At 51.5% G+C, this 26158-nt stretch carries 28 protein-coding genes; 5 read left to right on the top strand and 23 right to left on the bottom strand.

What is annotated here, in order from left to right:
• Nucleotides 1–159: 159 nt before the first annotated feature.
• From GOM71_RS24970 to remA, 4 genes are all read right to left on the bottom strand, one after another.
• Complete coding sequence (locus tag GOM71_RS24970; protein WP_367649592.1) at nt 160–243, bottom strand: putative holin-like toxin; 84 nt, start codon at nt 241–243, stop codon at nt 160–162.
• A gap of 169 nt (nt 244–412) precedes the next feature.
• Nucleotides 413–619, bottom strand: coding sequence for a DNA-directed RNA polymerase subunit omega (gene rpoZ, locus GOM71_RS12825; RefSeq protein ID WP_156281642.1), 207 nt, complete (start codon nt 617–619; stop codon nt 413–415).
• A 15-nt stretch (nt 620–634) separates the two neighbouring features.
• A complete protein-coding gene (gene gmk / locus GOM71_RS12820; protein WP_156281640.1) occupies nt 635–1252 on the bottom strand; it encodes a guanylate kinase in 618 nt (205 codons plus the stop codon).
• A 13-nt stretch (nt 1253–1265) separates the two neighbouring features.
• Nucleotides 1266–1526, bottom strand: a complete 261-nt coding sequence (gene remA, locus GOM71_RS12815) for an extracellular matrix/biofilm regulator RemA (RefSeq protein ID WP_005548256.1) — start codon at nt 1524–1526, stop codon at nt 1266–1268.
• A gap of 50 nt (nt 1527–1576) precedes the next feature.
• Here remA and GOM71_RS23890 point away from each other — a divergent pair, with 50 nt between their 5' ends.
• The gene (locus GOM71_RS23890) at nt 1577–1849 is read left to right on the top strand and encodes a hypothetical protein (protein ID WP_173275567.1); all 273 of its coding nucleotides are present in this window, start codon (nt 1577–1579) and stop codon (nt 1847–1849) included.
• Nucleotides 1850–1856: 7 nt separating this feature from the next.
• Here the strand turns inward: GOM71_RS23890 and GOM71_RS12810 are convergent, their stop codons facing one another.
• The 3 genes from GOM71_RS12810 to GOM71_RS12800 form a co-directional block, all read right to left on the bottom strand.
• The gene (locus GOM71_RS12810) at nt 1857–3791 is read right to left on the bottom strand and encodes a bifunctional homocysteine S-methyltransferase/methylenetetrahydrofolate reductase (RefSeq protein ID WP_156281638.1); all 1935 of its coding nucleotides are present in this window, start codon (nt 3789–3791) and stop codon (nt 1857–1859) included.
• A 13-nt stretch (nt 3792–3804) separates the two neighbouring features.
• A complete protein-coding gene (gene dapF / locus GOM71_RS12805; RefSeq protein ID WP_156281636.1) occupies nt 3805–4635 on the bottom strand; it encodes a diaminopimelate epimerase in 831 nt (276 codons plus the stop codon).
• Between the two features lie 221 nt (nt 4636–4856).
• Nucleotides 4857–7649, bottom strand: coding sequence for a calcium-translocating P-type ATPase, SERCA-type (locus tag GOM71_RS12800; RefSeq protein WP_156281634.1), 2793 nt, complete (start codon nt 7647–7649; stop codon nt 4857–4859).
• Between the two features lie 214 nt (nt 7650–7863).
• On the opposite strand from GOM71_RS12800, the gene GOM71_RS12795 reads away from it, so the two are divergent.
• Nucleotides 7864–9618 carry an Rqc2 family fibronectin-binding protein gene (locus tag GOM71_RS12795; protein ID WP_156281632.1) on the top strand — a complete coding sequence of 585 codons (1755 nt, stop codon included), beginning with the start codon at nt 7864–7866 and terminating at the stop codon, nt 9616–9618.
• A 170-nt stretch (nt 9619–9788) separates the two neighbouring features.
• Here GOM71_RS12795 and GOM71_RS12790 read toward each other — a convergent pair whose 3' ends face one another.
• The 11 genes from GOM71_RS12790 to GOM71_RS12740 form a co-directional block, all read right to left on the bottom strand.
• A complete protein-coding gene (locus GOM71_RS12790) occupies nt 9789–10328 on the bottom strand; it encodes a YfiT family bacillithiol transferase (protein WP_173275564.1) in 540 nt (179 codons plus the stop codon).
• Between the two features lie 111 nt (nt 10329–10439).
• Nucleotides 10440–11030: a kinase gene (locus GOM71_RS12785; protein WP_253944822.1), complete on the bottom strand. Its 591-nt coding sequence runs from the start codon at nt 11028–11030 to the stop codon at nt 10440–10442.
• A 21-nt stretch (nt 11031–11051) separates the two neighbouring features.
• Nucleotides 11052–11924: a PHP domain-containing protein gene (locus GOM71_RS12780; RefSeq protein ID WP_156281630.1), complete on the bottom strand. Its 873-nt coding sequence runs from the start codon at nt 11922–11924 to the stop codon at nt 11052–11054.
• On the bottom strand, nt 11915–12826 hold the full coding sequence (locus GOM71_RS12775) for a selenium metabolism-associated LysR family transcriptional regulator (protein WP_156281628.1): 912 nt from the start codon (nt 12824–12826) through the stop codon (nt 11915–11917). The genes GOM71_RS12780 and GOM71_RS12775 overlap by 10 nt, the downstream gene beginning before the upstream one ends.
• A 105-nt stretch (nt 12827–12931) precedes the next feature.
• Nucleotides 12932–13369, bottom strand: coding sequence for a hypothetical protein (locus GOM71_RS12770; RefSeq protein WP_156281777.1), 438 nt, complete (start codon nt 13367–13369; stop codon nt 12932–12934).
• A gap of 198 nt (nt 13370–13567) precedes the next feature.
• On the bottom strand, nt 13568–13831 hold the full coding sequence (locus GOM71_RS12765; protein WP_156281775.1) for a YlbG family protein: 264 nt from the start codon (nt 13829–13831) through the stop codon (nt 13568–13570).
• Nucleotides 13832–13863: 32 nt separating this feature from the next.
• Nucleotides 13864–14286 carry a YlbF/YmcA family competence regulator gene (locus GOM71_RS12760; protein WP_253944828.1) on the bottom strand — a complete coding sequence of 141 codons (423 nt, stop codon included), beginning with the start codon at nt 14284–14286 and terminating at the stop codon, nt 13864–13866.
• Between the two features lie 167 nt (nt 14287–14453).
• On the bottom strand, nt 14454–16283 hold the full coding sequence (locus GOM71_RS24965; protein ID WP_156281624.1) for a helicase-associated domain-containing protein: 1830 nt from the start codon (nt 16281–16283) through the stop codon (nt 14454–14456).
• 23 nt (nt 16284–16306) lie between these two features.
• On the bottom strand, nt 16307–17980 hold the full coding sequence (locus GOM71_RS12750) for a DNA repair helicase XPB (RefSeq protein WP_156281622.1): 1674 nt from the start codon (nt 17978–17980) through the stop codon (nt 16307–16309).
• 148 nt (nt 17981–18128) lie between these two features.
• Entirely contained in the window at nt 18129–18551 is a 423-nt protein-coding gene (locus tag GOM71_RS12745) for a CBS domain-containing protein (RefSeq protein ID WP_253944826.1), read from the bottom strand.
• Nucleotides 18552–18627: 76 nt separating this feature from the next.
• The gene (locus GOM71_RS12740) at nt 18628–19818 is read right to left on the bottom strand and encodes an amidohydrolase (RefSeq protein WP_156281620.1); all 1191 of its coding nucleotides are present in this window, start codon (nt 19816–19818) and stop codon (nt 18628–18630) included.
• 275 nt (nt 19819–20093) lie between these two features.
• On the opposite strand from GOM71_RS12740, the gene GOM71_RS12735 reads away from it, so the two are divergent.
• Both GOM71_RS12735 and ftsW read left to right on the top strand, forming a co-directional pair.
• Nucleotides 20094–20438 carry a YugN family protein gene (locus tag GOM71_RS12735; protein ID WP_156281618.1) on the top strand — a complete coding sequence of 115 codons (345 nt, stop codon included), beginning with the start codon at nt 20094–20096 and terminating at the stop codon, nt 20436–20438.
• A 1-nt stretch (nt 20439) separates the two neighbouring features.
• Entirely contained in the window at nt 20440–21600 is a 1161-nt protein-coding gene (gene ftsW, locus GOM71_RS12730; protein ID WP_156281616.1) for a putative lipid II flippase FtsW, read from the top strand.
• 59 nt (nt 21601–21659) lie between these two features.
• Here the strand turns inward: ftsW and GOM71_RS12725 are convergent, their stop codons facing one another.
• A complete protein-coding gene (locus GOM71_RS12725; RefSeq protein WP_156281614.1) occupies nt 21660–22040 on the bottom strand; it encodes an Asp23/Gls24 family envelope stress response protein in 381 nt (126 codons plus the stop codon).
• 170 nt (nt 22041–22210) lie between these two features.
• Here GOM71_RS12725 and cax point away from each other — a divergent pair, with 170 nt between their 5' ends.
• Entirely contained in the window at nt 22211–23269 is a 1059-nt protein-coding gene (cax, locus tag GOM71_RS12720) for a calcium/proton exchanger (protein ID WP_367649584.1), read from the top strand.
• Nucleotides 23270–23322: 53 nt separating this feature from the next.
• Here the strand turns inward: cax and GOM71_RS12715 are convergent, their stop codons facing one another.
• The 4 genes from GOM71_RS12715 to GOM71_RS12700 form a co-directional block, all read right to left on the bottom strand.
• Nucleotides 23323–23610, bottom strand: coding sequence for an Fpa/YlaN family protein (locus tag GOM71_RS12715; RefSeq protein WP_156281612.1), 288 nt, complete (start codon nt 23608–23610; stop codon nt 23323–23325).
• A gap of 168 nt (nt 23611–23778) precedes the next feature.
• The gene (locus tag GOM71_RS12710; RefSeq protein ID WP_156281610.1) at nt 23779–24021 is read right to left on the bottom strand and encodes an HPr family phosphocarrier protein; all 243 of its coding nucleotides are present in this window, start codon (nt 24019–24021) and stop codon (nt 23779–23781) included.
• Between the two features lie 103 nt (nt 24022–24124).
• Nucleotides 24125–25240, bottom strand: a complete 1116-nt coding sequence (locus GOM71_RS12705; protein ID WP_156281608.1) for an aminopeptidase — start codon at nt 25238–25240, stop codon at nt 24125–24127.
• 59 nt (nt 25241–25299) lie between these two features.
• A complete protein-coding gene (locus GOM71_RS12700; protein ID WP_156281606.1) occupies nt 25300–26037 on the bottom strand; it encodes a hypothetical protein in 738 nt (245 codons plus the stop codon).
• Between the last annotated feature and the right edge of the window lie 121 nt (nt 26038–26158).

The raw sequence follows: 26158 nt of genomic DNA, 5'->3' as shown, positions 1-26158 counted from the left end.
GGGCGAATATGATTCTTTTGTGTAAGTCGTTCAGCCCGGCGGCGCGAAAATAAGGAGCCGGTGGCCGCCGACTCCTTCCCTTTATTCCAACAGCCAGCCATTAAGGGCGGTTGCTCGATTAACAAGAAAATAGACCGGTGCTAACGGAAAGAGCGGGGTCTATTTCTTATGACGAAAAGCCAGCATTGAAACAACCAAGGTGGCGAACGAAATCATTAGCATTAACGCTTCATTCACGCTCATTACCTCACCTCCATCCCGCCACCCCTATTAAGCTGTCTATTGTACTAAATCATATGCCGTTTGCTTACAATAAAAGACCTGTTTTTTGAAAGCGATTACAAATATTGGGGGACGAAGCGCAAAAAAAAAGAATGCCCTCTTCGGGCATTCTTCCGATCGCTCATTACCGTTATTGTTTGTCGCCGTTCGACTCAACCTGTACGATATCGTGAAAAATCTCTTCCAGCGCTACGCCTACGAATTTACGCGATTTCGGGCTGCGAAGCTCCGACTTATCGCCATTGCGCAGCATGCGCGCGCGTCTCGAAGCAGCGACAACCAGCGAATATTTGCTGTCAACTTTTTTAACCATTTCATCAATAGATGGATATAACATTAACTTTCACCTCGCTCAAGCTTTTTCAATTGCAGTCGGAAGCTCCGCCAAATTGGACAAGAAACGGTCCTTGCGGCAATGCTCGGCTGTAATAATACTTTGAATCCGATGACAAGCGGCTTCGATTTCATCATTCACGACCGCATAATCATAATGGCTGAGCAGGTTAATCTCTTCCACCGCAACCGTCATCCGGTGATTGATCGTATCCTGCGTCTCCGTCCCTCTGCCGGTAATGCGCTGCTTAAGCTCGTCAAGCGACGGCGGCATCAGAAATACGAATACGCCCTCCGGAAACTTCTCCTTCACCTTTAGCGCGCCTTGTACTTCAATTTCAAGAATAACGTCCTTGCCGCTCGCAATTGTGCGCTCGACAAAATCACGCGGCGTGCCGTAACAGTTGCCTACATATTCCGCATGCTCAAGCAAAGCGTCACGCGCAATCATGTCCTGAAACTGCTCTTTCGTTTTAAAGAAATAATTGACCCCGTCTACCTCTCCCTGTCTTGGCGTCCGCGTCGTAGCAGACACCGAGTAAACGAGCTCAGGCATTTTGCCCCGCAAAACAGAGCATACTGTTCCTTTGCCTACGCCGGAAGGTCCCGACAGTACAATTAACAATCCCTTTTCCATATGACTCCCCGTATTATTCGTCGTTATCGTCATCCTTGGTCGACAAACGATGCGCTACCGTCTCCGGCTGCACCGCCGACAAGATGACGTGATCGCTGTCCGTAATGATGACAGCGCGAGTGCGTCTGCCGTATGTTGCGTCAATCAACATATGACGGTCGCGCGCCTCTTGAATGATTCGTTTAATTGGAGCCGATTCCGGACTCACAATTGAAATAATTCGATTAGCTGAGACAATATTGCCAAAGCCGATATTAATTAGTTTTATAGCCAAGTAAGGTCCTCCTCCGGTCTTCCTCGTACAACTTCTCGAATAAGATTAAGATGAACATCGGTTTGGACGATGAAGCCGAATCTTCTGCCAATATAAGACAGAACCATTGCACTATTGTTGACGAAAAAAGTCCGGAGCATACGCTCCCGGCAACGCTAGCCGCGCATGCCGAATCCGAACCGCGGCTAAAAGCGGCATTTGTTCCCAAAAGCGCAGCCGACAGCCGTCCATTGGTAACTATTTTAATTGATTTTAGAGCTGCGAACAAGAGAAAAAGCGCAAACCCGCGAAAAATGGCTATTTTCTCCCGCTCGCAGCTCTAGTGAGCCGTTATTTGCCAACTCCTGTTTTTGCCCATACATACTCGGTCAGTTGAACCGCCATATCATAGAACATAAACGGCGTCATGAAATAAATGCCTTTGAAATGCTTAATCGCCACGTCGAGCAGCTCTTGGGAAATACGGACGCCTTCCGCTCTGCCCGCTTCGCCTTCAAGTCCCGCCATACGCTGGCGAACGGAATCGGAAAGCTGGATGCCCGGAACCTCGTTATGCAAATATTCCGCGTTACGACCGCTTGCAAGGGGCATAATGCCGATAAATACCGGCACGTCCAAATGCTTCGTCGCTACCGCAATTTGCTCGATCAAAGCGGGATCGTACACCGGCTGAGTCATAATGTAGTCGGCGCCCGACTTGATTTTGCGCTCCAGCCGTTGTACAGCTTTATCCAAATGCTTAACGTTCGGGTTGAATGCCGCGCCAACAACGAACTTCGCTTTCTGCTTCAGCGGCTTGCCGGAGAAAGCAATGCCTTCGTTCAATTGCTTGATCATTTTGATCATCTCAAACGAAGTCAGATCGTAAACGGAGCTGGAATCCGGCAGATCTCCGAAACGAGCCGGGTCGCCCGTTACGGCAAGAACGTGATCAATGCCGAGCGCATCGAGTCCCATCATATGCGATTGCGTACCGATCAAATTGCGGTCGCGGCAGGCGATGTGCACAAGCGGACGAAGTCCGATTTTTTCCTGCACAAGGGCGCCAAGCGCCAGGTTGCTCATCCGCGTTACGGCCAGCGAGTTGTCGGCCATCGTAATCGCGTCTGCACCGCAAGCCTTCAGCGCGGCAGCGCCGTCCATAAACTTGCGGATATCGAGATCGCGCGGCGGGTCAAGCTCAACGATAACGGTATGGCGCTGTTTAACCAAATCGACAATATTCGGATCAACCGGCTGTCCGTTTGCAGCGTCGTTTGCGCCTCTGTCTGCAACGGTTGATACAACAGCCACTTCCGGCTTCCCTGCGACTGTAATCGTCTCCGATTTCGGCGCAGCAGACGCTGCTACTGCAACTGCTTGGCCATTCTGCACAGCCGGTACGTAATCCTTCAGCGCCTCGGCCATCGCCTTTACATGCTCAGGCGTCGTTCCGCAGCAGCCGCCGATAATGCGCGCTCCGCGGTCAGCGAACCGCCGCGCGGTTTCAGCGAAATAGTCCGGGCCTGCCGAGTACGAATATTTGCCGTCCACATAATCCGGGATGCCGGCATTCGGGAATACCGAAAGCGGCAATGCTACCGGACCGTCTATCGCGTCAATCGCACGTAAAATGCCGTTAGGGCCGCTTCGGCAGTTGAAGCCGACAACATCCGCTCCGACAAGCTGAAGCTGGTCGAACGCGTCTTTCAATGCGGTGCCGTCCTGCGTGCGGCCAACGTCTTCCGCAGCGAATTGGCAGATGACGGGCACGTCAGGCGTCAGCTTGCGCGCGATGCGCAAGGCAAGCATCATTTCATCGAAATCGTAAAACGTTTCAAGCAGCAAGCCGTCTACGCCTTCGCTTAACATCGCTTCCATCTGACGCTCATAAGCTTCGCTTACTTTCGCCGTACGAATATTTTTCAGTTTTCCCGCCCGGATCGAACCGACAGCCCCGACAACATAAGCATCAGAGCCGGCGGCTGCTCTTGCGATTCTAACGCCTGCGCGGTTGATCGCTTCCATTTCCGCATCCAGTCCATAAATCGCAAGCTTCTCAAGGTTCGCCGAGAATGTGTTCGTTTCGATGACACGCGCTCCCGCTTCATAATAACGGCGATGTACATTTTCGATAACATCCGGGCGAAGCAAGTTAAATTCTTCGTAAGAAACGCCGACAGGGAACCCCATCTGATACAGATAGGTTCCCATCGCGCCGTCTCCGGTCAATATGCGCTGGCCAAGCGCTTCTTTTAAGCTAAGCTTTTCCGTCGCATTGCTCATAGCCGCTGCCGCCTTACAGCGAGCCGCGGAATACTTCCGCAGCAGGCCCTGTCATATAGACATGGTTATCGGCTTCATTCCACTCGATCAGAAGGTCTCCGCCTTTGAGCGATACCGTAGCCGTACGGTCAGTCAAGCCGTTAAGAACGGAAGAAACGACCGTTGCGCAAGCGCCTGTGCCGCAAGCAAGCGTCGGGCCTGCGCCGCGCTCCCAAACGCGCATGTCGGTGTGCGCGCGGGAGTTGACCGTTACGAACTCGACATTGATTTTACGAGGGAAAAGCGGATGCGTTTCAAGCTTTGGTCCCCAAGCTGCAAGATCAAAGTTTACAGCATCGTCGACGTAAATGACGCAATGCGGGTTGCCCATCGACACAGCCGTGAAACGGAACTCGCGTCCGTCAACCGTAATCGGATGCTCGACCACTTGCTCAGCGTCGATCGTTGTCGGCACTTGAAGGCCGTTCAGAATCGGCTGGCCCATGTCGACGCGGACGGTTTTCACTTTACCGCCTTCAACGGTCAGCTGCACCTTTTGCGCGCCCGCGCCGATCGTTTCGATCGTAATTTCTTCTTTATCGGTCATGCCGTTGTCAAACACGTATTTCGCGACGCAACGGATCGCGTTGCCGCATTGTTCGGCCTCCGAACCGTCGGAGTTAATAATGCGCATTTTGAAATCAGCGATTTCCGATGGCAAAATATATACGAGGCCGTCTGCGCCGATGCCGAAAAACCGGTTGCACAGGTCGATTGCAAGCTGATCGACATTTTCCGGAAGCTGCTGTTCACCGGCAACTACGATAAAATCATTACCCAGGCCATGCATTTTAGTAAATTTCATATGAAATTGCACTCCCTTAATTGCGGCTTTCATTGAAATATAAGAAAGTATAAGTTTCAGCATGATACTTCGCTTATATTTCAGCGCGAAACTTAGCTCCGCCGCCAATAGACGGCGAAGCTGTTTCTGCTTGTGGAAAGCTATCATTTTTTCCTATTAGCATACCGCAAAGCAGGGAGAAACGCTATTCACAATTTACATCATCATTTGTATTTGTTTGATTATCGGAGCGGAGAATTCGGTTTAAGCGACATCTTTGCTCCCTTGTTCTTCGGCTTGCTTGTGCCGAGCACGCTGCCAATACCCATCAAGAACGTCGGAATTCCTGCAGCGACGAACACCAGGCACCATTCGCGGAAGCCGAGCGGTACAGTTTTGAAAATCGGCTGCAGCGCTTCGATATAGACAACCCCCAGCATGAGTACGAGCGAGGACAGCACCGCAAGCACGAGATATTTGTTTTGCAGCGGATTGCGGTGGAAGATGGAGCGCGAGCTGCGGCAGTCGAACACATGGATCAGCTGCGCAAGCACGAGCGTCGCGAATGCGACCGTCTGCGCCTTCACCAATTGCTGCGCGCTGTCCGGAGCTTCGTGCAGCGTAATCCAGAATGCGCCTAGCGTGCAAATGCCGATCAGCAGGCCGCGGCTAATGATTTTCCAGCCAAGCCTTCTTGCGAAAATGCTCTCCCTGGCCGAACGGGGCTTTTGCTGCATCAAGTCCTTTTCGGCCTGGTCAACGCCAAGCGCCATCGCCGGCAAGCCGTCGGTCACGAGGTTGACCCATAAAATTTGAATCGGCACGAGCGGCAGCGGCAAACCTGCCATCATCGCAAGGAACATCGTTAAAATTTCGCCGACGTTCGAAGCGAGCAAATACCGGATGAATTTGCGAATATTTTCGTAGATGCTGCGCCCTTCCTCAATCGCCGAGACGATGGTCGAGAAATTGTCGTCGCTCAGCACGAGCGCCGAGGCTTCTTTCGACACGTCGGTGCCGGTAATGCCCATCGCAATGCCGATATCGGCCGCTTTAATTGCCGGAGCGTCATTGACGCCGTCTCCAGTCATTGCAACGACGTGGCCTTGCCGCTGCAGCGACTTGACGATACGCAGCTTGTGCTCTGGCGATACTCGCGCGTAAACATAAACATTGTCGACCTGGCGGTCCAATTGATCATCGGTCATTGCCTCGAGCTGCCGCCCGGTCAGCGCGATGCCGCCTCGCGGCATAATGCCAAGCTGTCCTGCAATTGCTTCGGCGGTCAGTTGATGGTCGCCGGTAATCATTACCGTCTTAATGCCGGCGCGGCGGCAGGTTGCGATCGCGTCGCGCGCTTCCTTGCGCGGAGGATCGATCATGCCCGTCAAACCGACGAAAATGAGTTGATTTTCCGCATCGGATTCGCTTTCGCAAGCATCGCCGCTCCGCAAATCTCGGTATGCAAGGCCGAGCACGCGAAGCGCGGATTGCGCCATCTCTTCCGCCGCTTCGGCGCATTTGCGCTTCAGCGTCGCCGTGAACGGCACTACTTTGCCGTCCCACAGCACGTAGCTGCAATGATCCATCAGCACGTCGGAGGCGCCCTTCGTATAAATAAGCCTGCCGCCTTGATGCGAGACGATGACCGACATTCTTTTACGCTCCGAATCGAAAGGAAACTCTCTTTCCCGCTTATAGAGGCCTTCCAGCGACTTCGCCGCTTGGCCCAGCTTAGCGGAGAGCACCGCGAGCGCGCCCTCTGTAGGATCGCCCTTGAGTACCCATTCCTCTTTAGGCTCTTTGCGGTTTTTTCGTTTGCCGCCCGAATCCTCTTCGATTTCCTCTCGCGACAGCACCGCATTGTTGCAAAGCGCGGAAATGTGCAGCAACCGCCTTAACGATGTATCATGTTTAATGTCAACAGGCGCGCCGCCTTCAAAAATGCCGCCCGAGATGTCATACCCTTCACCCGTAACATTCAAGTTCCGTCCGCCCATCCAAATGTGGGTGACGGTCATTTTGTTTTGGGTCAGCGTGCCTGTCTTATCCGAGCAAATGACCGATGCGCAGCCTAACGTCTCAACCGAAGGCAGCTTGCGCACGATCGCTTTTCGCTTGATCATCCGCTGGACGCCAAGTGCGAGCGCAATCGTAACGATAGCCGGCAAGCCTTCCGGAATTGCTGCAACCGCAAGGCTGACTCCCGCGAGGAACATGCCGTAAGCTGGCTGGCCGTGCAAAATGCCTGCAACGACAACCATGATCGTCAAACCGACGGCTACGGCTATGAGGATTTTTCCCAGCTGCTCCAGACGGTGCTGAAGCGGCGTTTCCATCGTCTCCGTCTGTTGGATGAGTCCTGCAATTTTGCCCATTTCCGTATTCATGCCCGTCCGTACGACAATCCCTTTCGCCGTCCCGCGCGTCACCATTGTGCCCATGAACCCGAGATTTCGCTGGTCGCCAAGCGGAAGCTCTTCGTCGTTAATAACCGCCGCGTGCTTCCCGACCGGAACCGATTCTCCCGTCAGCGCCGATTCTTCAATATAGCAGCTATTCGCTTCCAAGAGCCGAATATCGGCCGGAATCCGGTCGCCGCTTTCCAGCAAAATGACGTCGCCGGCAACGAGATCCTTGGCCGCAATCGACAGCAGCTCTCCTCCGCGCAGCACCTTTGCGAGAGGAGCAGACAACTCTTTCAGCGCATGGAGCGATTTCTCGGCGCGAAACTCTTGAACGAACCCGAGCACCGCATTAATGACGATGATCGCTACAATCGTAATGGCATCCAAGTATTCGCCCAGCAACCCCGATATGAGGGTAGCTCCCATCAGCACCAGCACCATGAAATCTTTGAATTGGTTTAAAAATAGAATGATCGGCGATACCCGCTTGCCTTCGGCGAGCTCATTCCTCCCGTGGTTGGCAAGCCGATCCGCCGCTTCCGCCGCAGACAATCCCTGCTCGGGCGAGCTGCCCAGCGTTTCCGCAAGCTCGCTCTTCCCTAATTGATGCCATTTCTTTTGTTCCATCCTGACTCCCTCCCGTTATTGCCGAGCGCCCTCGGACAGCCTCTCAAGCCTAAATGTATTCGGACAGCCCGTGAAATATCCCAACAGGACTTAAGTTTTTGGCGCAACTATGGCATGATAGGAGGGGGAACCTGTTTTGATATGCAGCAAACTTTTGATCGTGAGTGATATTGAGCTTCTCTTAAAACCTTGATGTAAGGAGTTTACATAACCAATGGCTTTAGACGGTATTGTAGTACACGCAATTGTAAAAGAACTGGAGCGCTGTGTCGGCGCACGCATTCATAAAATTCACCAGCCTACCGACAATGATCTTGTTTTTAGCATCCGCGGCTCCGGCGCGCAAGGCAAGCTTCTGCTTTCCGCCAACCCGACCTATCCGCGTGTTCATTGGACAAACGCCTCGTACATGAATCCGCTGGAGGCGCCGATGTTCTGCATGCTGATGCGGAAGCATTGCGAAGGTGCGGTCATTGAAGCAGTCCGTCAAGTCGGCCGCGAGCGGATCATCCACATTGACGTTCGCCACCGGGACGAGCTTGGCGATGTGTCTTCCAAGACAATCGTCATTGAAATTATGGGACGTCACAGCAATATCATTTTGCTTGATTCGTCGACGGGCACGATCCATGACGGCATCCATCATGTAACGCCGGCAATAAGCAGCTACCGAATTGTTATGCCGGGAAGCCGATACACAGCGCCGCCTGACCAGGGCAAGCGCGACCCGCTTGAGATTGCATCGGAAGAGGCATTCTGGGAAGCTTACAACGCTAATGACCGTGAGGGATCCGAAGAAGGAACCGTCAAGGAAGCCGCGCCGCATCAGCGGCTTGTTCAAGCGTTCAGCGGTTTAAGCCCGCTGCTTGCGAAAGAGATTGTCCACCGCGCCGACTCGAACGGCGGAAGCTTATGGAGCAGCTTTAACCGTTTTACTGAGCAGGTTCGTTCCGGCAGCTTCGAGCCGAACATCGTCACCGATGCGAAAGGCAAGCCCTTTTTCTCTGTTTTGAATTTAACGCATATTGACGGAAAATCGGAGAGCTTCGATTCGATTAGCGAATGTCTGGAAGCCTATTACGGCGACAAGGCCGAGCGGGATACGGTCAAGCAGCGGGCCGCCGATCTGATCCGTTTTGTACAGAACGAGAAATCAAAAAATGCGAAAAAAATCGAGAAGCTGCAAGAAACGCTGGAAGAAGCGAAGGACGCCGATAAATTCCGCGTACTCGGCGAGCTGTTGACCGCTTATATGCATCAAATAGAGCGCGGCGACAAATCGATCGAGCTCATTAACTTCTACGACGAAGAGCAAGCGTCTGTGCGGATCGAGTTGGATCCGCAGCTCACACCGTCCGATAACGCGCAGCGTTATTTCCGCCGGTACACGAAGCATAAGAACAGTATCGCAATCGTCGGCGAACAGATGGAGCTTGCGGAAGCCGAGATCGGCTACCTGGAGTCGCTGCTTCAACAGCTGGACAACGCTTCGCTGTCAGACATTGAGGAGATTCGCGAGGAGCTTGTCGAGCAAGGCTATCTTCGCGACCGCGCCAAACGGGGACCGAAACGGAAGAAGGCTTCCCGTCCGACGCTGCTTTGCTACACGTCCTCGGAAGGCGTGCAAATTTACGTGGGCAAAAACAATACGCAAAACGAATATTTGACCAACCGACTTGCCGCGCCTTCGGACACTTGGCTGCATACAAAAGACATTCCCGGCTCCCACGTCGTCATTCGAGGCGGTGATTTCGGCGATGCGACGCTGGAGGAAGCCGCGATGCTGTCGGCGCACTACAGCCAGGCGAGATCGTCAAGCCTCGTTCCGGTCGACTATACGTATATCCGGCATGTCCGCAAGCCAAGCGGCGCCAAACCGGGGTTCGTCATCTACGACCACCAAAAAACACTATTCATCACACCGGATGATGACCGCCTGAAACAGCTGCCTTCCCGAAGCGTGAACTAAGTGACAAAAGCAATCTATTCATCGCCTGCCCATACTTGAAGAAATAACGCTGTCTCGTAGCGTTATTTCTTCAGATTGGCCGTTTGGACGGTGATTTACGTGTTGCACTAATGAAAAAAGGCTGTCCCCGAGAGCACTGGACAGCCTTTTTTCATTAGTGCAACTGCGATTTACCAGCCCATTCGCTCTTTGAGCATCGTGACGTGAGCCAGATGATGATTGCCGTGCCAAGCGTAGAGTCCCAAATTTGTATCGAGGCGCACTGTCTGCTGTGAGCCAGGATGGAAAAAGGTACGGCTGTACTGCTCTTCCGTCATCGACGTGAGCAGCTCCACCCATCTCTCATGCAGCGATGCCAGCAGCGAGAGCGAGTTGCCAATTGCGCTCGTTTTCGCATCCGACAACTCGGCCCAACTCACTTCGTCATAAGGGCGTATCGTCGGATGATCTTCGGTCAGCGCAAGCCTGAACCGGAACACGCTGTTCATATGGCTGTCCGCCACATGATGTACGACCTGCCGTACTGTCCAGCCGCCTTCCCGATAAGGCGTGTCCAGCTGCTCGTTCGAAAGTCCGTTTGCCGCTTCAGCCAACCGACGAGGGAGCGAGGCGACTTGGGCAATCCATTGCACTCTTTGCTCCGCCGTAATTTGATCAGGAGACTCAAATTTACCGATTGGATATTTCAGCTTTTCCAATTCAAACTCCATGTCGAATTATCCCCCTTATTCTAACGGACACAGGAATCCCTATTTACTTATAGGCTTTTTTCGTAAAGATTGTTGCTATTGACCGCAATTGCTGGATCATTTAGACATTCTTCAGGAACTAATAATCATACCGGCGTTGGCTAACGGAGCTACCGAATCCAAATAGAAGTCTTCCGCTTTCCAATACCTTGACTTGAATTTTTCAATATTGTCCTTTGCAGATGCAGATTCACGTTCGAATCGTTTATCTCTTGGGCAATCCAAATACACGATGAAGTCAAAAAAATCCCGCCACTCTGGTCGTTGAAGAAACACACCTTCAACAATCAGAATGCAGTTACCGGGTATAGCAACGGTCTTTATTTCTAACTTATCTAAAGCGGAGTTGTAGAAGGGAAGGCTTATGACTTCTGCATGGTTTAACTTTGAAAATAACTGTTTCCGCAACAGTCCAACATCCCATTGAAGGTTGTAATACTCGTACCATTGCTCATATTCAGTGTCGTATCTTTTCTTGCGTTCCACAATGTGGTCATCAATGTGGAAGATGCAAACAGGTTTTTGGTATTGAATCAACCTTTTCATCAATTCCGCTACAAATGTAGTCTTTCCAGAACGACTCAGCCCGTCAATCCCGAGGATGAGTCGGTTGTGAACATAGCGGCTCAAAATGGTATCCATTACCTTGTCATAATCGACCATGTTTTCACCTCTCCGCCATGTCTAAACGAATTGCCTCAGCCGCGCAAGCACCGAAACGTCCACCGTCCGGCTGCCGATTGCGCCGTGGAACACTTTGCCTTGCCGTTCTCCGTGATAGTCGGAGCCGCCGGTCACGATCAGCTCATACTTATGAGCCATCGCTAAATAGCGCTCTTCCTCGTCTGTCCCGTGGTCGGAGTGATACACTTCGATGCCCTGAATGCCGCGGCGGATAATAGCTTCCGCGAGCTCGTCATTGCCGTACAGCCCCGGATGCGCCAGCACGCTCGTTCCGCCCGCTTCCTTTATCCACTCTATCGCCTCAAAGGGATGCAGCCGAGGCGGATTCATATATGCTGCTCCTCCTTCGGCAAGGTAGCGATCGAAAGCTTCCTTCATCGTCGCAACGACGCCCTTCCGAATGAGAAGCTCTGCAATATGCGGCCGGCCTACCGTCTTATCGCCCTTGCTCTCAGCGCCCGCTTTCTCCATTGCGACAGCAACGACTTCGTCCAGCGTAATCGGAACGCCTAAACGTACAAGCTGTTCTACGATCATCGCATTGCGCCGGTCCCGGATCGTTCGCTGGCTCGCCAGTCTTTGCTGCCACAACGCATTGCGCCAATCCGGATAGTAAGCAAGAATATGAATGTCGCTGCCTTCCGCCGACGTGCTAAGCTCAACTCCCGGCACAACTTCAATGCCCAGCTTCTCCCCTTCGGCAATCGCTTCCTCGACTCCGGCCATCGTATCGTGGTCGGTTATCGCAACGGCGGACAGGCCCGCCGCTTTCGCAAGCCGCACATTTACTGCCGGACAATTGGTTCCGTCAGAAGCTGTCGTGTGAGTATGCAGATCCGCCTTGCCGTTTCCGGCACCATTTCCTACAGCCATTGCTGCAAATCCCTCTCTCTCAAAAACGACAAAAACGTCACAGCTGAAATCGGCAGCACAGACGATTTCAAATAAACCGAATAAAACTGGCGTTTGAACCGCACGCCTTCGATCGGCGCAATGTGAAGCAGCCCGAGCGCCACTTCATGCTTAACCGAGGAAGACGATAAAAACGAAATGCCGAGTCCCGCTTCAACCGCCGATTTGACGGCGCCGGTGCTGCCTAGCTCCATTACGATTTTCAATCGGCTCGGATCGATATCTTTCCGTCTCAGCTCCTCTTCCATAACAAGCCGTGTCCCCGACCCTTGCTCTCGCAGCACGAACGGGTACTCCGCCACCTCATCCAGCGTAACTTCCTCACGGCTGGCGAGCGGATGATCTTTCGGCACGATCAGCTTAAGCTCGTCACTCATGACAGCCTCCGTATGCGTATCGGGATGGCTGATCGGCGCTTCCACGAGGCCGAAATTGAGCTGATGATTGAGAATATCCTCTAATATTTGCGCAGTATTAATGACTTTCATGCTGATGGAAATGTGTGGAAACTCTTTGCCAAAAGGTCCAAGCAGCCGCGGCAATATATATTCGCCTATCGTTAAGCTTGCGCCAAGCTGCAATCTGCCTTTAAGCTGCTGGGTGAATGTAGACATCGCTTGGTCCGTATCGCGAATCAGCTCGATACTGCGCCGTGCGTAAGGCATAAGCGCCCTGCCCGCTTCAGTCAGCTCAATCCGCTTCGTCGAACGCTGCAGCAGTTTCGTGCCAAAGTAGTCCTCAAGCGACTGAACCTGCATCGTAACCGCTGGCTGTGTCATGTGAAGCGCTCCCGCGGCAGCCGAAAAGCTGCCTCTCTCCGCAACCGTATAAAAAATATGCAGCTGATGAAAATTTAACGCCATCTGTCCGACCACCCTTTCTTCTGATCGTTATTATACTACATCGTAAAACATATTCGTAACAAAAAAGCGCGGCCCGTAGAGCGGACAGCGCTTTCGATCATGCAACTATTTACGTTTTCTGCTGTTTTTAACGAGCGTCATCCGCCTGGAATGGCGCAGCCATGAGTAGTAGGACTTAAGGTCCCGCAGCTCGATGGTTTCTGACATACGTCCCAAAAACGTAACAACAATCATCTTATGTAACGGATTGCCGAGCAGATCGGTGTCATGCTCCGATACGTTGAACTCAGCGACAAACACCAGGTCGTCATCAATCAAATAGACGTCCTGCTCATTGCGGTAATAAGACTTTACCCGATTTTGCTTTAAACATTCCCATAAAAATGCTGCAATATCCTCAAAACCGGTCTTCTCGCTTTCGACACGATCCGACCAGCGGCTCCTTGCGTGGTTCGTTATGACGATGTCCGCTACTTTTTTATCGCCCAAATCGATATAAAATGTTTCGTAAGTGCTCCATCTCTTAGTCACTTTGTCCTTCATCACAAACCACACCCCTTCCCTAGGAACCAGGCCTTATTTACTATGTACTCATTATTTTACCATGGCTGTCCGATTTTTCAACATTAAATTAAACACACTCCATAAATGTAAATTTATGTTAAATAATTAAAAAATTGAAGGCGGCTTGCCGGTAATTTATCTCCTGCAAACCGCCTTCATCAATTTTATTACAGATTATTACATACTGTATGCTCTTGTCTTATCTTCATTATCCTTGCTGTATTCCGTCTTTAATTCATTGCGATAGGACCGTTCTATCTTTCGCACAAAAGGCAATCGTCCGATGGTCCGCACTGCCTCTTCGGCACGATCCGCATTCATGTACATGACGACATAATGCATTTTGCGGGACATGTAGTGAACCGTACCGTATTTATCTAAATTTCTAGCCGCTTTTAAATCGCTGACCCAAATAATATATCCTGTTCGTTCCGGTAACAACATCTCTTCCCCCCGTGCGCCATATGGGCTGATTAACCGCAGCCGCCGCTTCCGCAGCCGCAAGAACCGCCGCTTCCGCAGCCGCCTGCAGCAGTTCCTTCATTGCTCGGCACCTTAATCGTCTCCGACACCGATTCGGCAATAACTCGCGATACTTCATACAGCATCGTATCGACTTTTTGCTCCGCTGCCTTGAATTTTGCTACCGGCTCCAAGCCGTCAAGCTCGCGCTGGAGGCTTCTCACCTTATCCTTAGCGGCGTGATAATCGGGATGATACCTTCCAAACCGCTGGCATTCCTCGAACAGCTCCTTTGCCTTCGCAAAGCCTTTCATCATTTGCTGCACCTGTTCGTCTTGCTTGACCGCTTCTTTCCAATATAAATAGTCGGCTACCTCCGCCGATTGATTGATCCAGTCACCCAGCTCGTAAGCACAAAGCAGCAGCGACGACATATCGAGCGAAGAAACGCCGCTTGCATCGTACGAATGTTCCAGCGCATGCGCAGAAACGTTTACAGCAGTAGGCATTCGTTCATCTCATCTCCTTAACGCATACTTCATTACTATCATAGCATACTACCTGAATGAATAGATACCATTTTAGAGACAGGCTTTCCATTTTACCGATCACCGTTCATACCGGGCATAACGAGACGCATTTCTTCCCACATGCCAGGCGTCAGCCGCACCTGCCGGCATTCGCCCGACTCGCGCAGCACGCCTCTCACCGCCCATCCGTCGCCGTCTGCTTCAAGCAAGGCCGGTACAAAAGCTACAATTCCCGCTTCCATTTGCAGTTGAACCGGCGATTGCCATTTCAATGCCCTCTCTATCATCTCTCGCCTTGTGGTGTAATGGTAGGCGCGAAGCTGACGCATCCAACTGACAGGAACAGTTTCCATCTCGGGAAAAACACTCTGCTGCGCCGCCCTGTCCTCCTGAAGCAGCTCAAGCCGCTGTTCCCAGTCATCAACGCTCAACATTCCGGCTGGCGGCGACAAAGGGATCGTATCGCTGAACGGCAACGCTATCGAGCCGGTGCCAGCAATGGCCAGCAGCGGATGTTTGGCCGAATCCGGCAATTCCTTTAAATCAAGCCGATCCGCTTGCGCGGACCAATCATCCACTAAAGTCACTACAAGCGCGGAAAGCGGCATGCCGGAGGCCTGCTTCAAAAACGCTGCCATACCGGCTGCCGTGCGGCCATGCTTAACAGCTCGAGCAATCGATGCCGCGTTTAGGCGATATACGGTCATTCGATCTGCGGATATGCGGTCAGCAATCAGCTCCAGCTCCCAAAGCATTCGATAATCGGCATTCGGAAAAGCGATCAGCTCGCCGTTCGGCTCAACAACAATCGGCTCTATTCGCCGCGCAGCATACGCGTTAAAGTCGTGCCGCTTCGGATCGATTCGCCAGCGCAGCAATACGCCCGAAGACGAATCTGCCAGCTCAAGCCAGCCGCAGGCTTGCAGAAATCGGAACCATTCGAGTATAGCAGCAGCCCGTTCTCCCCTGCCATCAATTCCGTTCGCGCCTATCTGCTCTACATATGCAGCAACCCGTCGCTCTTCAGTCCATCCGCCAGGCGCTATTTGCTCGGCAAGTATGGCAGCGTGCGCAACGCTCGGCATCCCGCTAAGCAATTGCAGCCTGCACCATTGATAGAGCTGCGCTTCCCGCAGCTGCGCAGGAAGCGCAAGCCATTCCGACAGCGCGGTTTCATTCCATTTAAACCGCTCCTGCCGCCGTTCCATTAAACCAAGCCGAAGCGCCAACTCAAGCGCGAAAGCAAGGCCCGGCGTCTGTTCTTGATCGGCTGGCAATACCCCGAGCGAATGCAGCCCTTTTCCAACTGCGGCAAGCATGGCTTCCGCTTTGTTCGCCGCTTTTTTAGGCAGCTTCCCTTTGGCAGTAAACGAAAGCCCGCCGCTTCTCGACAGCTCGGCCCAAGCGGCAAGCAATTGACTTCCCAGCGGCGGAACGGACGCTTGGACTATTGACCGATCCGTCTGCCCGGGCAAGCGCTCGTCCGCAATCCCAGCTTCCGAGAAGGAGAAAAGCTGGCGATGCCATAACGGAAACGTGTCCTTCGCTACAAAATAATAACGCTCCCCCCATCCTCTGCGGGCGGCGAACAATATGCCCGCTTCCAGAAGCTCGTTCATGCCGCCCCGAAATTCGGCTCCTGAAAGCATCACATCCGGCGGCCCATTCCGCAGCAGCTTTTCCTCAGAAACCGGCGCGTAACCGAAGCGGGAAAGCATAGCCTGCAGCACTGATTTGCCGCAGTTTCCCATCAGGCTGAAAGCGGCTTTCACATGACACAGGCTTAGAGCAGCCTCCAGCCAGGAAAGCTGCTCCGCCGCCGCTTGGCGCCATATAGGAGAAGACGCAAATTTCTGCTGTTTGCTTTCCGATAGTAATTGCGCCAACTGCTTGACTTCCACCAGTTCGTTCCCCTTCCTGTTTTTTACCCTTTTTCGAGCTCATAATGATAGCCTTGCTCGACCATAAACAGCTGTCTTCTCGCAGCAAACTCCGTCTCATTCGTCCCGTCGCTTACAATCGTATAGAACCAGGCTTCGTTCTTCCCCTGCTTCGGCCTCAAAATCCGGCCAATACGCTGCGCCTCCTCTTGCCTGGAGCCATAGCTGCCGGATATTTGAATGGCAACCGCCGCATCGGGCAAATCCACCGCAAAATTGGCTACTTTAGAGACGGCTAGCACGGGCACTTCGCCCGATTTAAAACGATCATACAGCCGCTGGCGATCTTGATTCGGCAGCTCTCCGGTAATGACAGGAACCTGCAGCGAATCGGCAAGCTGATGCAGCTGTTGCAAATATTGGCCGATAATAAGCGTCGGCGTACCCGTATGCCGCTGAAGCAGCCGCTTGACGATATCCAGCTTGCTTGGGTTTTCAGCGGCAAGCCTTAGCTTCGCTTTATTTTCAGCGCTATGGTACAGCTCGGATATGCCTTGATCCAGCGGCACTCGAATTTCCGTGCAAGTAACAGTTGCGATATGTCCGTCAGCCTCTACCGTTTTCCATAACAGATCATATTGCTTGGGACCAACGAGCGAGAATACATCTTCTGCACAGCCGTCCTCTCGGATCAGCGTGGCGGTTAAACCCAGCCGCCTTGTTGCCTGAAGTTCTGCCGTCATCCGAAATACCGGAGCCGGCAGCAAATGCACTTCGTCGTATATAATGAGGCCCCAGTCGCGCTCCGAGAACAGCTTCATATGCCGGAACGGCTCGTCCTTCGCTTTGCGATGCGTCAAAATTTGATAGGTAGCGATCGTAATCGGGCGAACTTGCTTCGTCGTCCCTGTATATTCTCCGACTTCTGACGGCTCCAGCGTCGTTTTGTCCAGAAGCTCGGACTTCCATTGCTTGACTGACGTTGCGTTGGAGGTCAAAATAAGCGCTGCGCTTCCATGTTTGACGAGCGCAGCCAGGCCAACAATCGTTTTACCTGATCCGCAGGGAAGCACAATAACGCCGCTCCCTCCTTGTACAGTGCCTTCTCGATAAAATCGTTCAACCGCTTCGCGCTGATAATCCCGAAGCACGAACGGTTTCCCTTGAAGCATCGTATCGCGAAGCTCCATATTTAACGACTCGCCGGCATGGTAGCCTGCCAGATCGACGACTGGATAGCCAAGCCGCGTCAGTTCTTGTTTCAACATGCCGCGATATTCCGGGCGAATCGCGATTTCCGTCTCGGCAGCGGCTTCGGCATCCTCCAAAGCTTCGCGAATCGCCTCCGATTGTCGAAGCTCGCTCAAAAGCTCGGCTGATTCGCTTCTGAGCAAGAGCCGTCCTTCCCGATACGCAAGGCTCAATTTTCCGTAACGATCCATAAGCCGGCGAACCGTTGATTCAACAAAGGACGGCAAGCCGTACCTTGCGTATTTGACCAAATTTTCAATAATCGAGCTGGAGGTCACCCCTCCCGCCGCCGCATTCCATAACGTCAACGGCGTCAGTCGATACGTATGCCAATTGCCCGGTCTTTTCATCATTTCGGCAAACAGGGACAGCTGCCCCCTCGCCGCCTCCGATAACGGGTGATCGTTATCCAGCAATATCGTCATATCCGATTGGATAATAAGCGGTCCATCCTGACTTTCCAGCAATGCTATCCCCCCGTTTCCCCCCAGTATTGTTCCACTTCTCAGTATGAAGTTTTACGGCCCGTTTTATGCTCTTTGGGCAATAAAAAAACAAGAGCATCCCGACGAACGTGTTCGGAATGCTCTTGCTTCGTTATTATATGGGTAAATATTAATGATGTGTTACAGGCTGCTCCGCGAATGCTGATTCCGAGATGTGGCTCAGCGCTTCGCCGGCTTCTTGGACCAGCACATTGCGGACTGCCAAATCGCCGATCGCCAGCACGCCCGCCAAATGCCCGTTCTCGACAACGACAAGGCGGCGGATCTGATGAGAGGCCATTCGTTTAACGGCCTCGTCTGCCGATGCATCCGGACTAATCGTCTCGACATCGCTGGTCATAACCGTTTCTACTGATGTCGAGCCGGAATGCTTCTCCGCATAACCTCTCACGACCAAATCTCTGTCCGTCACGACGCCGATTAGCTTTGTCCCTTCAACAATCGGAATAAAACCGATATCATGCTTCTTCATCAGTACAGCAAGCTCATAAATATTGTCTTTCAACGTTGCGGTGACGCAGTCAGTGGACATAATTTGCCTAACGGTTCTATTGCTCAAGCTCGGTCCCCTCCTAAAAAGCATTTTACGCTTTATAGCATTGCCAAGCTTAAGCTTTCCATTGCGCGGCAAAACTTTCCGCCATGCCGATAAGCAGCCTCGCAGAATGAAGCATAGCCCGTTCATCAATATCGAACTTGGGATGATGATGCGCATAGGCCGCGCCGGCTTCCTCGTTGCGAGCGCCGACAAACATAAAGCAGCCCGGTCTTTCCTTCAAATAATAAGCAAAGTCCTCCGCCGCCATAACCGGGTTCGCGGCAACGACTGCCTCAGCTCCGAATAAAGCTGCAGCGACTTCGTTAAAACGTTCCGCCTCATGCTCATCGTTGACAACAGGCGGATAGCCGAGCCGAAAATCAAAGTCGTATTTCGCGCCGTACATTTCACAGACGGAATGGATAATGGCCGTCATTCGATCCTGAACGAGCTTTCTGGTCGCTTCGTCAAAGGCGCGAACCGTACCCTTAAGCTGGCAGCGTTCGGCAATAACGTTATTTGCCGAGCCCGCCTGGAACGAGCCGATTGTGAGCACTGCCGGCTCCAGCGGATTGACGCTGCGGCTCACGATCGATTGAAGCGCTTGAACGAGCGCGGAACCGACCACAATGGTATCGACAGTATGATGCGGCAAGCCGCCGTGTCCTCCGACGCCGATAATATCGAGCGTAAACTCGTCGGCTGACGCCATGAACGCTCCAGGCTTGGTTGATACTTGTCCATAAGGAAGCGGAGACCATAGATGAACGCCGTATATCGCATCCACGCCTTCAAGCGCGCCGTCTCTTATCATTTGAAGCGCGCCGCCAGGCGTGACCTCCTCTGCCGGCTGGAACAACAGCCTGCGTTCGCCGGCCAAGCTTCCTTTGTTTTGCATATAATAGCTTGCCGCCGCCAACAGGGCAGCCGTATGTCCGTCATGTCCGCATGCGTGCATGACGCCGGGAACGGAAGAAGCGTATTCGCACTGCTTCTCATCTTGTATAGGCAGCGCATCTATATCTGCGCGAAGCGCTATGACGGGACCTGGCAATTCGCCTGTTATCGCAGCAATTATGCCGTAGCCGCCGACGCCTTCACGTACTTTGCAGCCCATCGCTCGCAGCTGTTTGGCAATCCATTTGGAGGTTTCCGATTCTTTAAAGGATAACTCCGGGTATTGATGGAGATATCTGCGCCACCGGACCATGTCCGGATAAAGACGCTGCAGCAGTTCGATTGTTTCGCCGCTTGTCTTCATTGTTGCATACCTCCTGACTTAAGGCTGTCGAAGCGATAACGCTTCGATACCGGGTTTTTCTTATCATTTTAACAGAATTAAGACTAAAAGAGAACGCGTCATTGCTGTCGATGCATCCCTTCTCACATTTCGTTATTCTGTCACGAATGTTGTGGAATATAGGGTGGAGTAAGGGTTGCGCAGACTGGGGAAACATACTATCATGGGAAAAGAATGTACAAGCAATCGGTACGTCAAACACCTAGCTTACGAAATTTAAGGAGGAACTGAAAACAATGATTATTGAAAATACAGGCCTGAACGGAATGCAAAGCGATCTCGCTCATCTGGACGATTCCGCTGAGCAGCTTGGTTTTGTCCGCTGGCAATGGGAATATTACCGCGCTACATACGATTTGAAGCTTGTAGATCAAACAACTAATTCGGAATACTTCCTGCGCATCAATACGCGCGCTGTGGAAGGCAAGCTGGAATCCGCTCATGCGATTTTGGCGATTGAAGCCGTCTACATCGGAAGAGCTACTTTCCCGCACGGCATGGAATACGAATCTCCGGTTCCTCAACCGATTATGAGCATTGCTAATCAAAAACTCGAACAGCTGAAACAGTTGTTGGCTTAGTATGGGAACGCCGCAGAACGGAAGTCGCGGACGACCGGATTTTCTGCTGCTCCTTCTAACGCTGCTGCTCGTCGGCTTTGGGCTCGTGATGGTGTTCAGCGCGAGCTCCAACGTCGCGCTCGTCACGGAGAAATTTAATTACGACGCCTTCTACTTTTTGAAGAAGCAGCTTCAATGGGCTGTTATCGGCCTTGTTGCGATGCTGTTTCTGATGAATCTGCCATATAAGTTTTATAAGAAGGGCTTCGTTTTTTATTTCATTCCGGTACTGATCATGCTGATCATCGTACCGTTCACCGAGCCGATTAACGGCGCAAGCAGCTGGCTTCCTGTCGGGCCGCTTCAAGTACAGCCAACTGAGCTGGCCAAGTTAGGACTCATCCTATACCTCGGCTCGCTGATCGCGAAGAAAGACGAGAAGTTCCGAGATTTCAAAAAAGGGCTGCTGCCCGTTCTGATCATCGTTGGCGTCGTCTGCGGACTCATCATGGCGCAGCCGGATCTTGGCTCCTGTATGGTTATCGCTACAGCAGCGGCCATTATGATCGTTGTCGGCGGCGCAAACCTAAAGCATATTATGATGGCCGGCTCTATATTAGGCGTCATATTGGTTGTCATCGTAAGTCTCTCAATGGCTTTTGATCCTGACGCTTGGGGTTATCGGATTGCCAGGTTCACTTCTTACAGCGACCCGCTTGCCGATAAGGAAAACAGCGGGCTGCAGCTCGTGTCCTCCTTGCAGGCGCTTGGGCACGGCGGCTTGACTGGAGCAGGCTTCGGAGAAAGCGTACAGAAGCTGCACTACTTAACTTATCCGTACAATGATTTTATATTTTCCATTATCGCCGAGGAGTTTGGCTTCTTGGGCGCCGGACTCTTTTTATTTATTTACTTGCTGTTTCTATGGAGAGGCCTGATCGTCGCATTGCGCTGTCCAGATCAGTACGGAACGATCGTTGGCGTCGGCATCGTCGGTATAATCGGCTTGCAAGCCTTTATTAACATCGGCGGCGTTACCGGCACTATTCCGTTAACCGGGGTTACGCTACCGTTCATTAGCGCCGGAGGCACTTCGCTTCTCGTCTGCTTAATGAGCATTGGCGTATTGCTCAGCATATCGCGCGAATCGAACAAGCAAGACCGAGGCAAACGGCGAACATAGCAACAAAAAAGGTACTTCCAATTCATAATTGGGAGTACCTTTTTTCCTACCGCGCTAGTTTATTTCAGCCGTTGCGCCTCTTCTGCCGGCTCATCTTCCTTGAAGGCAACGCCTTCGACTTTCACATTCACTTCAACCACATGGAGTCCTGTCATATTTTCAACGGATTCACGCACATTTAATTGCAACTGGCGGCAAACCTCTTGAATCGGGATACCGTAATGTACGATAATGCGCAGGTCAATTGCAGCTTCAAGCTGGCCAACCTCCACCGATACGCCTTTTTGCACATTTTTCCCGCTAAGCCGTTTGGCCAATCCTTCGGAAATCCCGCCCGACATTGCGGCAATGCCTGGAGTCTCTAGCGCGGCGAGTCCCGCAATCGTTGCAACTACATCGTCTGAAATACGGATAATGCCGGTTTGAAGGTCCTCGGTCATGTCACTCACTCCTCAATTTGCCATATATATTTATTGTACTGGAAGGCAAGCGCGGAAGCAACAATTGTCAGTTCAAATCCCATTTTCCGGCATGGAAAAGTTTACATGAATGTCAATTTCAGATATAGTAAATACAGGTTTCAGCACAAATATGAAAAGGTGGCTTTTTTGTGAGACAGAAAATATTTTTCGGCGGATTGATCGTCATGTTTGCGCTCAGCGCGATCGGCCATTTCCTGCACTGGGACATGACGCTTCAATTCATCCTCTCTGCGATAGCAATCGTATTTGTAGCCGGTTTTCTCGGCAAGGCTACCGAGAGCGTCGCCCATTATGCGGGACAGCGGCTTGGCGGTTTTCTGAACGCAACATTCGGCAATGCAGCTGAGCTGATCATTGCGATTTTTCTCGTTAAAGAAGGATTGTTCGATATGGTTAAAGCGAGCATTACCGGCTCGATTATCGGCAATCTGCTGCTCGTGCTCGGTTTGAGCTTATTCGCCGGCGGCTTGAGATATAAACAGCAGAAGTTCAACAATCAGCTGGCAGAGCATAATTCGACGCTGATGGTTATGGCTGTTATCGGCTTATTCGTCCCTGCAGTATTCGTCGGTTCGCAGCACTTCTCTGTTGCTAAAGACCATTTCTTGAGCATTACGGTCGCCTGCATCTTGATCGTGTCTTATTTGCTCTGGCTTGTGTTCTCCATGATTACGCACAAAGATATGCTTGCAGATAAAGAGATGATCGCCGATCACGGCGAGGAACCGGCTTGGTCGAAGGGCGTTTCGATTATTATGCTTATCGTCGCAACCGTAATGGTCGCGTTCGTCAGTGAATGGCTCGTTCACACGTTGGATAGCTTCTCCGAAAAATTTGGCCTCTCCGAGCTGTTCATCGGCGCATTCGTCATCGCGATTGTCGGCAACGCGGCAGAGCACAGCGCGGCAATTATGCTCGCGATGAAGAACAAAATCGGCGCGGCCGTCGAAATCGCAATCGGAAGCAGCTTGCAGATCGCGTTGTTTGTCGCTCCGGTGCTTATCCTCGTAAGCACACTGTTTGGCAATACGATGGATATCATCTTTACGCCTATCGAATTGACGGCAATCGGCGTATCCGTATTTATTGCCAAATCGGTATCGCGCGACGGCAATACGAACTGGTATGAAGGCGTTCTGCTGCTGATGGTATACATTATTCTCGGTTTTGCTTTCTACCTTGTATAGTGCGTTTCAGCAAATAAATGAGCAAAAAAAAGGAGTAGGCTTCCGAAAGGAGCCTACTCTTTTCTATTCAACGCCTCATACAGTTGAGCCAGGTTGCGCTCCAGTCTGCTCAGCATTTCTTTTCCGCTTTGCTCGACAATGAGTCCCGCACGCACTGCAAAATCAATTTCACGCGAGAATCCGTACATCTGCGTGTCCAAAACTTCCTCGTACAGCGGACATTGACGGGTCGTCAAGTTCTCCATCTGAACTTCGATCAGTTTCTCGATTTTGCTGGCATCCTCCGTAAGGAGACGCAGCGCCTTCTCATGCAATTGAATCGTGACTTCCGGTGAAGACATCGTTTTCCCCCCTGTGCGTGTACCCGCCGTCGTCTATACCTTTCTTTTATATTAGACGAAAAAGAGCCAATACACAAGGACAAAACAGAAAAGCGCTTTTTCAATTTGAAAAAGCGCTCCGCTTGGAAAATGGGTGACTTTGAGTTTCACTCAAAGTCACCTATTTCATTATTCCGAAACAACATTTACATTCAAGTTATGTTTAGCAAATACAGCAGACATCGCTGCTTTAGCTTCTTCAGCGTCCGGGCCATGTACATGAAGCTCATACGAATGTCCGCCTATGAGCGTTGTAAACAGTCCAAGAATGCTTTTTACGTCGATATATTTGTTGTCGGCTTGCAAGACGATTGACGAGCGGAATTGGCTTGCCGCTTGTGAAATTTCTACGATAGCTGCGTTGTTGGACATGGGGAATCCCTCCAAAAAATTTAGTAAAGCTTACCTTTGAACTCATGATAACCCGAAATATCGTATCCATCAAGAGGAAATATAAAAAACGCTTCTATTTCATTTATTTCAAATTTTCGGGATTTAACGCTTCAAGCTCCGGCAAAACGAAAATTCCGTCTTTACGGATAAGCACATCGTCGAAATAAATTTCGCCGCCGCCATATTCCGGCCGTTGAATGAGCACAAGATCCCAGTGGATCGACGAGCGATTGCCGTTGTCGGTATCCTCATACGCTTGCCCGGGCGTAAAATGCAAGCTGCCGGCAATTTTCTCATCAAACAAAATATCGTTCATCGGATGCAAGATATACGGGTTGAAGCCGATCGCAAATTCGCCGACATAACGCGCGCCTTCGTCCGCATCGAGTATTTCATTCAAACGCTGCGTATTGTTGCTTGTCGCCTCCACGATTTTCCCGTTCTCGAACGTAAAGGATATGTTCTGGAAGCTGACTCCCGAATAGACGCTAGGCGCATTATAAGTAATCTTCCCTTGAACGGAATCGCGAACCGGAGCAGAATACACTTCCCCGTCCGGAATATTGCGGTGGCCTGAACATTTTTTGGCGCCGATATTTTGAATCGAAAACGTCAAGTCTGTTCCAGGCGAAACGATACGCACCCGATCGGTGCGTTTCATCAACGCGTGCAGCGAATCCATAGCGCGATCCATCTTGGCATAATCCAAATTGCAAACATCGAAGTAGAAGTTTTCGAACGATTCCGTGCTCATTTGGGCAAGCTGCGCCATGGATGGCGTCGGATAACGAAGCACAACCCATTTCGTCCTTTTTACCCGTTCCTCCATATGTACCGGATTCATGTAAATTTGATCATACAGCTTCATTTTATCGTCCGGCACATCGGAAAGCTCGTTGGCGTTGTCGCCCGAACGAACCGCAATGTAGCCTTGCATTTGCTTCATCCGCGCGAGATCCCGCTCCGCCCACAGCTCAAGCTGCTCCTTGGTTGCATTTTTGAGCATCGTCCGAAGCACCGAACGGTCGCTCAATTCAACGAAAGGGCGGCCTCCGCGCTTCGTTACTTCTTCAATCAAACATTTAGCCAGTTCTTTCTCGGAGCCGATCATATCAATAAGGACATTGTCTCCCGGTTGAACATCAATCGAATATCCTGCCAAATTTGCAGCCAGCTTCTGCAATCTTGGATCACGCATAAGAATACCTCCTTTAGGTTTGCGTAACTTACATGGTATCACGCAAAGTCCGGACTCGTCTATCGAACATCGCTCATGCTGGCTGAACCGTCGAATGAACTGAACTCGACAATCGTATTTCTTGACTCCTTCCTTTCCTTCTGTCCATTCCGATACGTAAAGACAGTATGCTCCTTCATCGAAAGCGGAATCAATTTGCTTTGATCGATTATGAGATCGTAATTCGAGCTCACTTGCAGCGTGTCAAGCCAGCGCTTAAGCTGTTTTTGCGAATGCTCCAATTGTTGCAGCCACTCCTTTCGAATGGCAGTATCGCCAGCGGGCGCATCCGTCTTTAGAGCTTCCAGCTCCTCTTTCAATCGGCGGCTCCAACGCTCTTTGGCCTCCGTTCCATCCTCTAGAATATGAAGCATAATTTGAACACCCGGCGTTTTTGCATCTGCATCCGAATTTCCAATGTCATTGGCAAATTGAATATGCTTTTTGCCGTTTTGAAAGTCCTCCAGCTGTTTAACCGGACTCCAATCGAAGCTGTCGTCACTGAATTGCGCCTTGAGCTGTTCATGGCCGACTATTTTGCCTTCAAAGCTGCTTGGCGCATACGACCAGCCGTCTGCTGTCGAAACCGTCGTTTGCCCCTTATATATAAAATTGTCTGTCGCCGTCAATCCGGCAATGGACAACTTCAACCACTCTTCAGGCGTACGATTCGGAGCTAGGCTTGCGCATCCGGCCAAAAGCGTTGCCGTCATCAGCAATCCAAACGCCAAAGCCAATCGATATCCCCGTCTTCCCATCAAGCGTTGCCTCCTCTTTATTTTTCATTTAGTACTATCGTCTCCTTTGCCGGTCATTCCTTATTCGGCGCATACGAAAAAGGACAGCAATGCGCCGCTGCGCTGCTGTCCTCCAAAATCA

The sequence above is a fragment of the Paenibacillus sp. NEAU-GSW1 genome (assembly GCF_009737085.1).
Taxonomy (GTDB): Bacteria; Bacillota; Bacilli; order Paenibacillales; family Paenibacillaceae; genus Pristimantibacillus.
The sequence above is the reverse complement of the archived record's forward strand: the minus strand, read 5'-3'. Positions and strand labels throughout refer to the sequence as shown.

Bases quoted from the DNA above. Each gene is read 5' to 3' on its own strand.
- gmk (WP_156281640.1), bottom strand. From the start codon at position 1,252: ATGGAAAAGGGATTGTTAATTGTACTGTCGGGACCTTCCGGCGTAGGC.
- ftsW (WP_156281616.1), top strand. From the start codon at position 20,440: ATGGGAACGCCGCAGAACGGAAGTCGCGGACGACCGGATTTTCTGCTG.
- GOM71_RS12775 (WP_156281628.1), bottom strand. From the start codon at position 12,826: ATGGCGTTAAATTTTCATCAGCTGCATATTTTTTATACGGTTGCGGAG.
- GOM71_RS12770 (WP_156281777.1), bottom strand. From the start codon at position 13,369: ATGAAGGACAAAGTGACTAAGAGATGGAGCACTTACGAAACATTTTAT.
- GOM71_RS12700 (WP_156281606.1), bottom strand. From the start codon at position 26,037: ATGGGAAGACGGGGATATCGATTGGCTTTGGCGTTTGGATTGCTGATG.
- GOM71_RS12780 (WP_156281630.1), bottom strand. From the start codon at position 11,924: ATGGCTGTAGGAAATGGTGCCGGAAACGGCAAGGCGGATCTGCATACT.
- GOM71_RS12760 (WP_253944828.1), bottom strand. From the start codon at position 14,286: ATGTCGTCGCTGCTGCTTTGTGCTTACGAGCTGGGTGACTGGATCAAT.
- GOM71_RS12715 (WP_156281612.1), bottom strand. From the start codon at position 23,610: ATGTCTTCACCGGAAGTCACGATTCAATTGCATGAGAAGGCGCTGCGT.
- GOM71_RS12790 (WP_173275564.1), bottom strand. From the start codon at position 10,328: ATGGAGTTTGAATTGGAAAAGCTGAAATATCCAATCGGTAAATTTGAG.
- GOM71_RS12740 (WP_156281620.1), bottom strand. From the start codon at position 19,818: ATGAAGACAAGCGGCGAAACAATCGAACTGCTGCAGCGTCTTTATCCG.
- GOM71_RS12705 (WP_156281608.1), bottom strand. From the start codon at position 25,240: ATGCGTGATCCAAGATTGCAGAAGCTGGCTGCAAATTTGGCAGGATAT.
- rpoZ (WP_156281642.1), bottom strand. From the start codon at position 619: ATGTTATATCCATCTATTGATGAAATGGTTAAAAAAGTTGACAGCAAA.
- GOM71_RS12800 (WP_156281634.1), bottom strand. From the start codon at position 7,649: ATGGAACAAAAGAAATGGCATCAATTAGGGAAGAGCGAGCTTGCGGAA.
- GOM71_RS12795 (WP_156281632.1), top strand. From the start codon at position 7,864: ATGGCTTTAGACGGTATTGTAGTACACGCAATTGTAAAAGAACTGGAG.
- GOM71_RS23890 (WP_173275567.1), top strand. From the start codon at position 1,577: ATGAACATCGGTTTGGACGATGAAGCCGAATCTTCTGCCAATATAAGA.
- GOM71_RS12745 (WP_253944826.1), bottom strand. From the start codon at position 18,551: ATGTCCACTGACTGCGTCACCGCAACGTTGAAAGACAATATTTATGAG.
- dapF (WP_156281636.1), bottom strand. From the start codon at position 4,635: ATGAAATTTACTAAAATGCATGGCCTGGGTAATGATTTTATCGTAGTT.
- GOM71_RS12785 (WP_253944822.1), bottom strand. From the start codon at position 11,030: ATGGTCGATTATGACAAGGTAATGGATACCATTTTGAGCCGCTATGTT.
- GOM71_RS12810 (WP_156281638.1), bottom strand. From the start codon at position 3,791: ATGAGCAATGCGACGGAAAAGCTTAGCTTAAAAGAAGCGCTTGGCCAG.
- GOM71_RS12725 (WP_156281614.1), bottom strand. From the start codon at position 22,040: ATGACCGAGGACCTTCAAACCGGCATTATCCGTATTTCAGACGATGTA.
- GOM71_RS12735 (WP_156281618.1), top strand. From the start codon at position 20,094: ATGATTATTGAAAATACAGGCCTGAACGGAATGCAAAGCGATCTCGCT.
- GOM71_RS24970 (WP_367649592.1), bottom strand. From the start codon at position 243: ATGAGCGTGAATGAAGCGTTAATGCTAATGATTTCGTTCGCCACCTTG.
- GOM71_RS12710 (WP_156281610.1), bottom strand. From the start codon at position 24,021: ATGTCCAACAACGCAGCTATCGTAGAAATTTCACAAGCGGCAAGCCAA.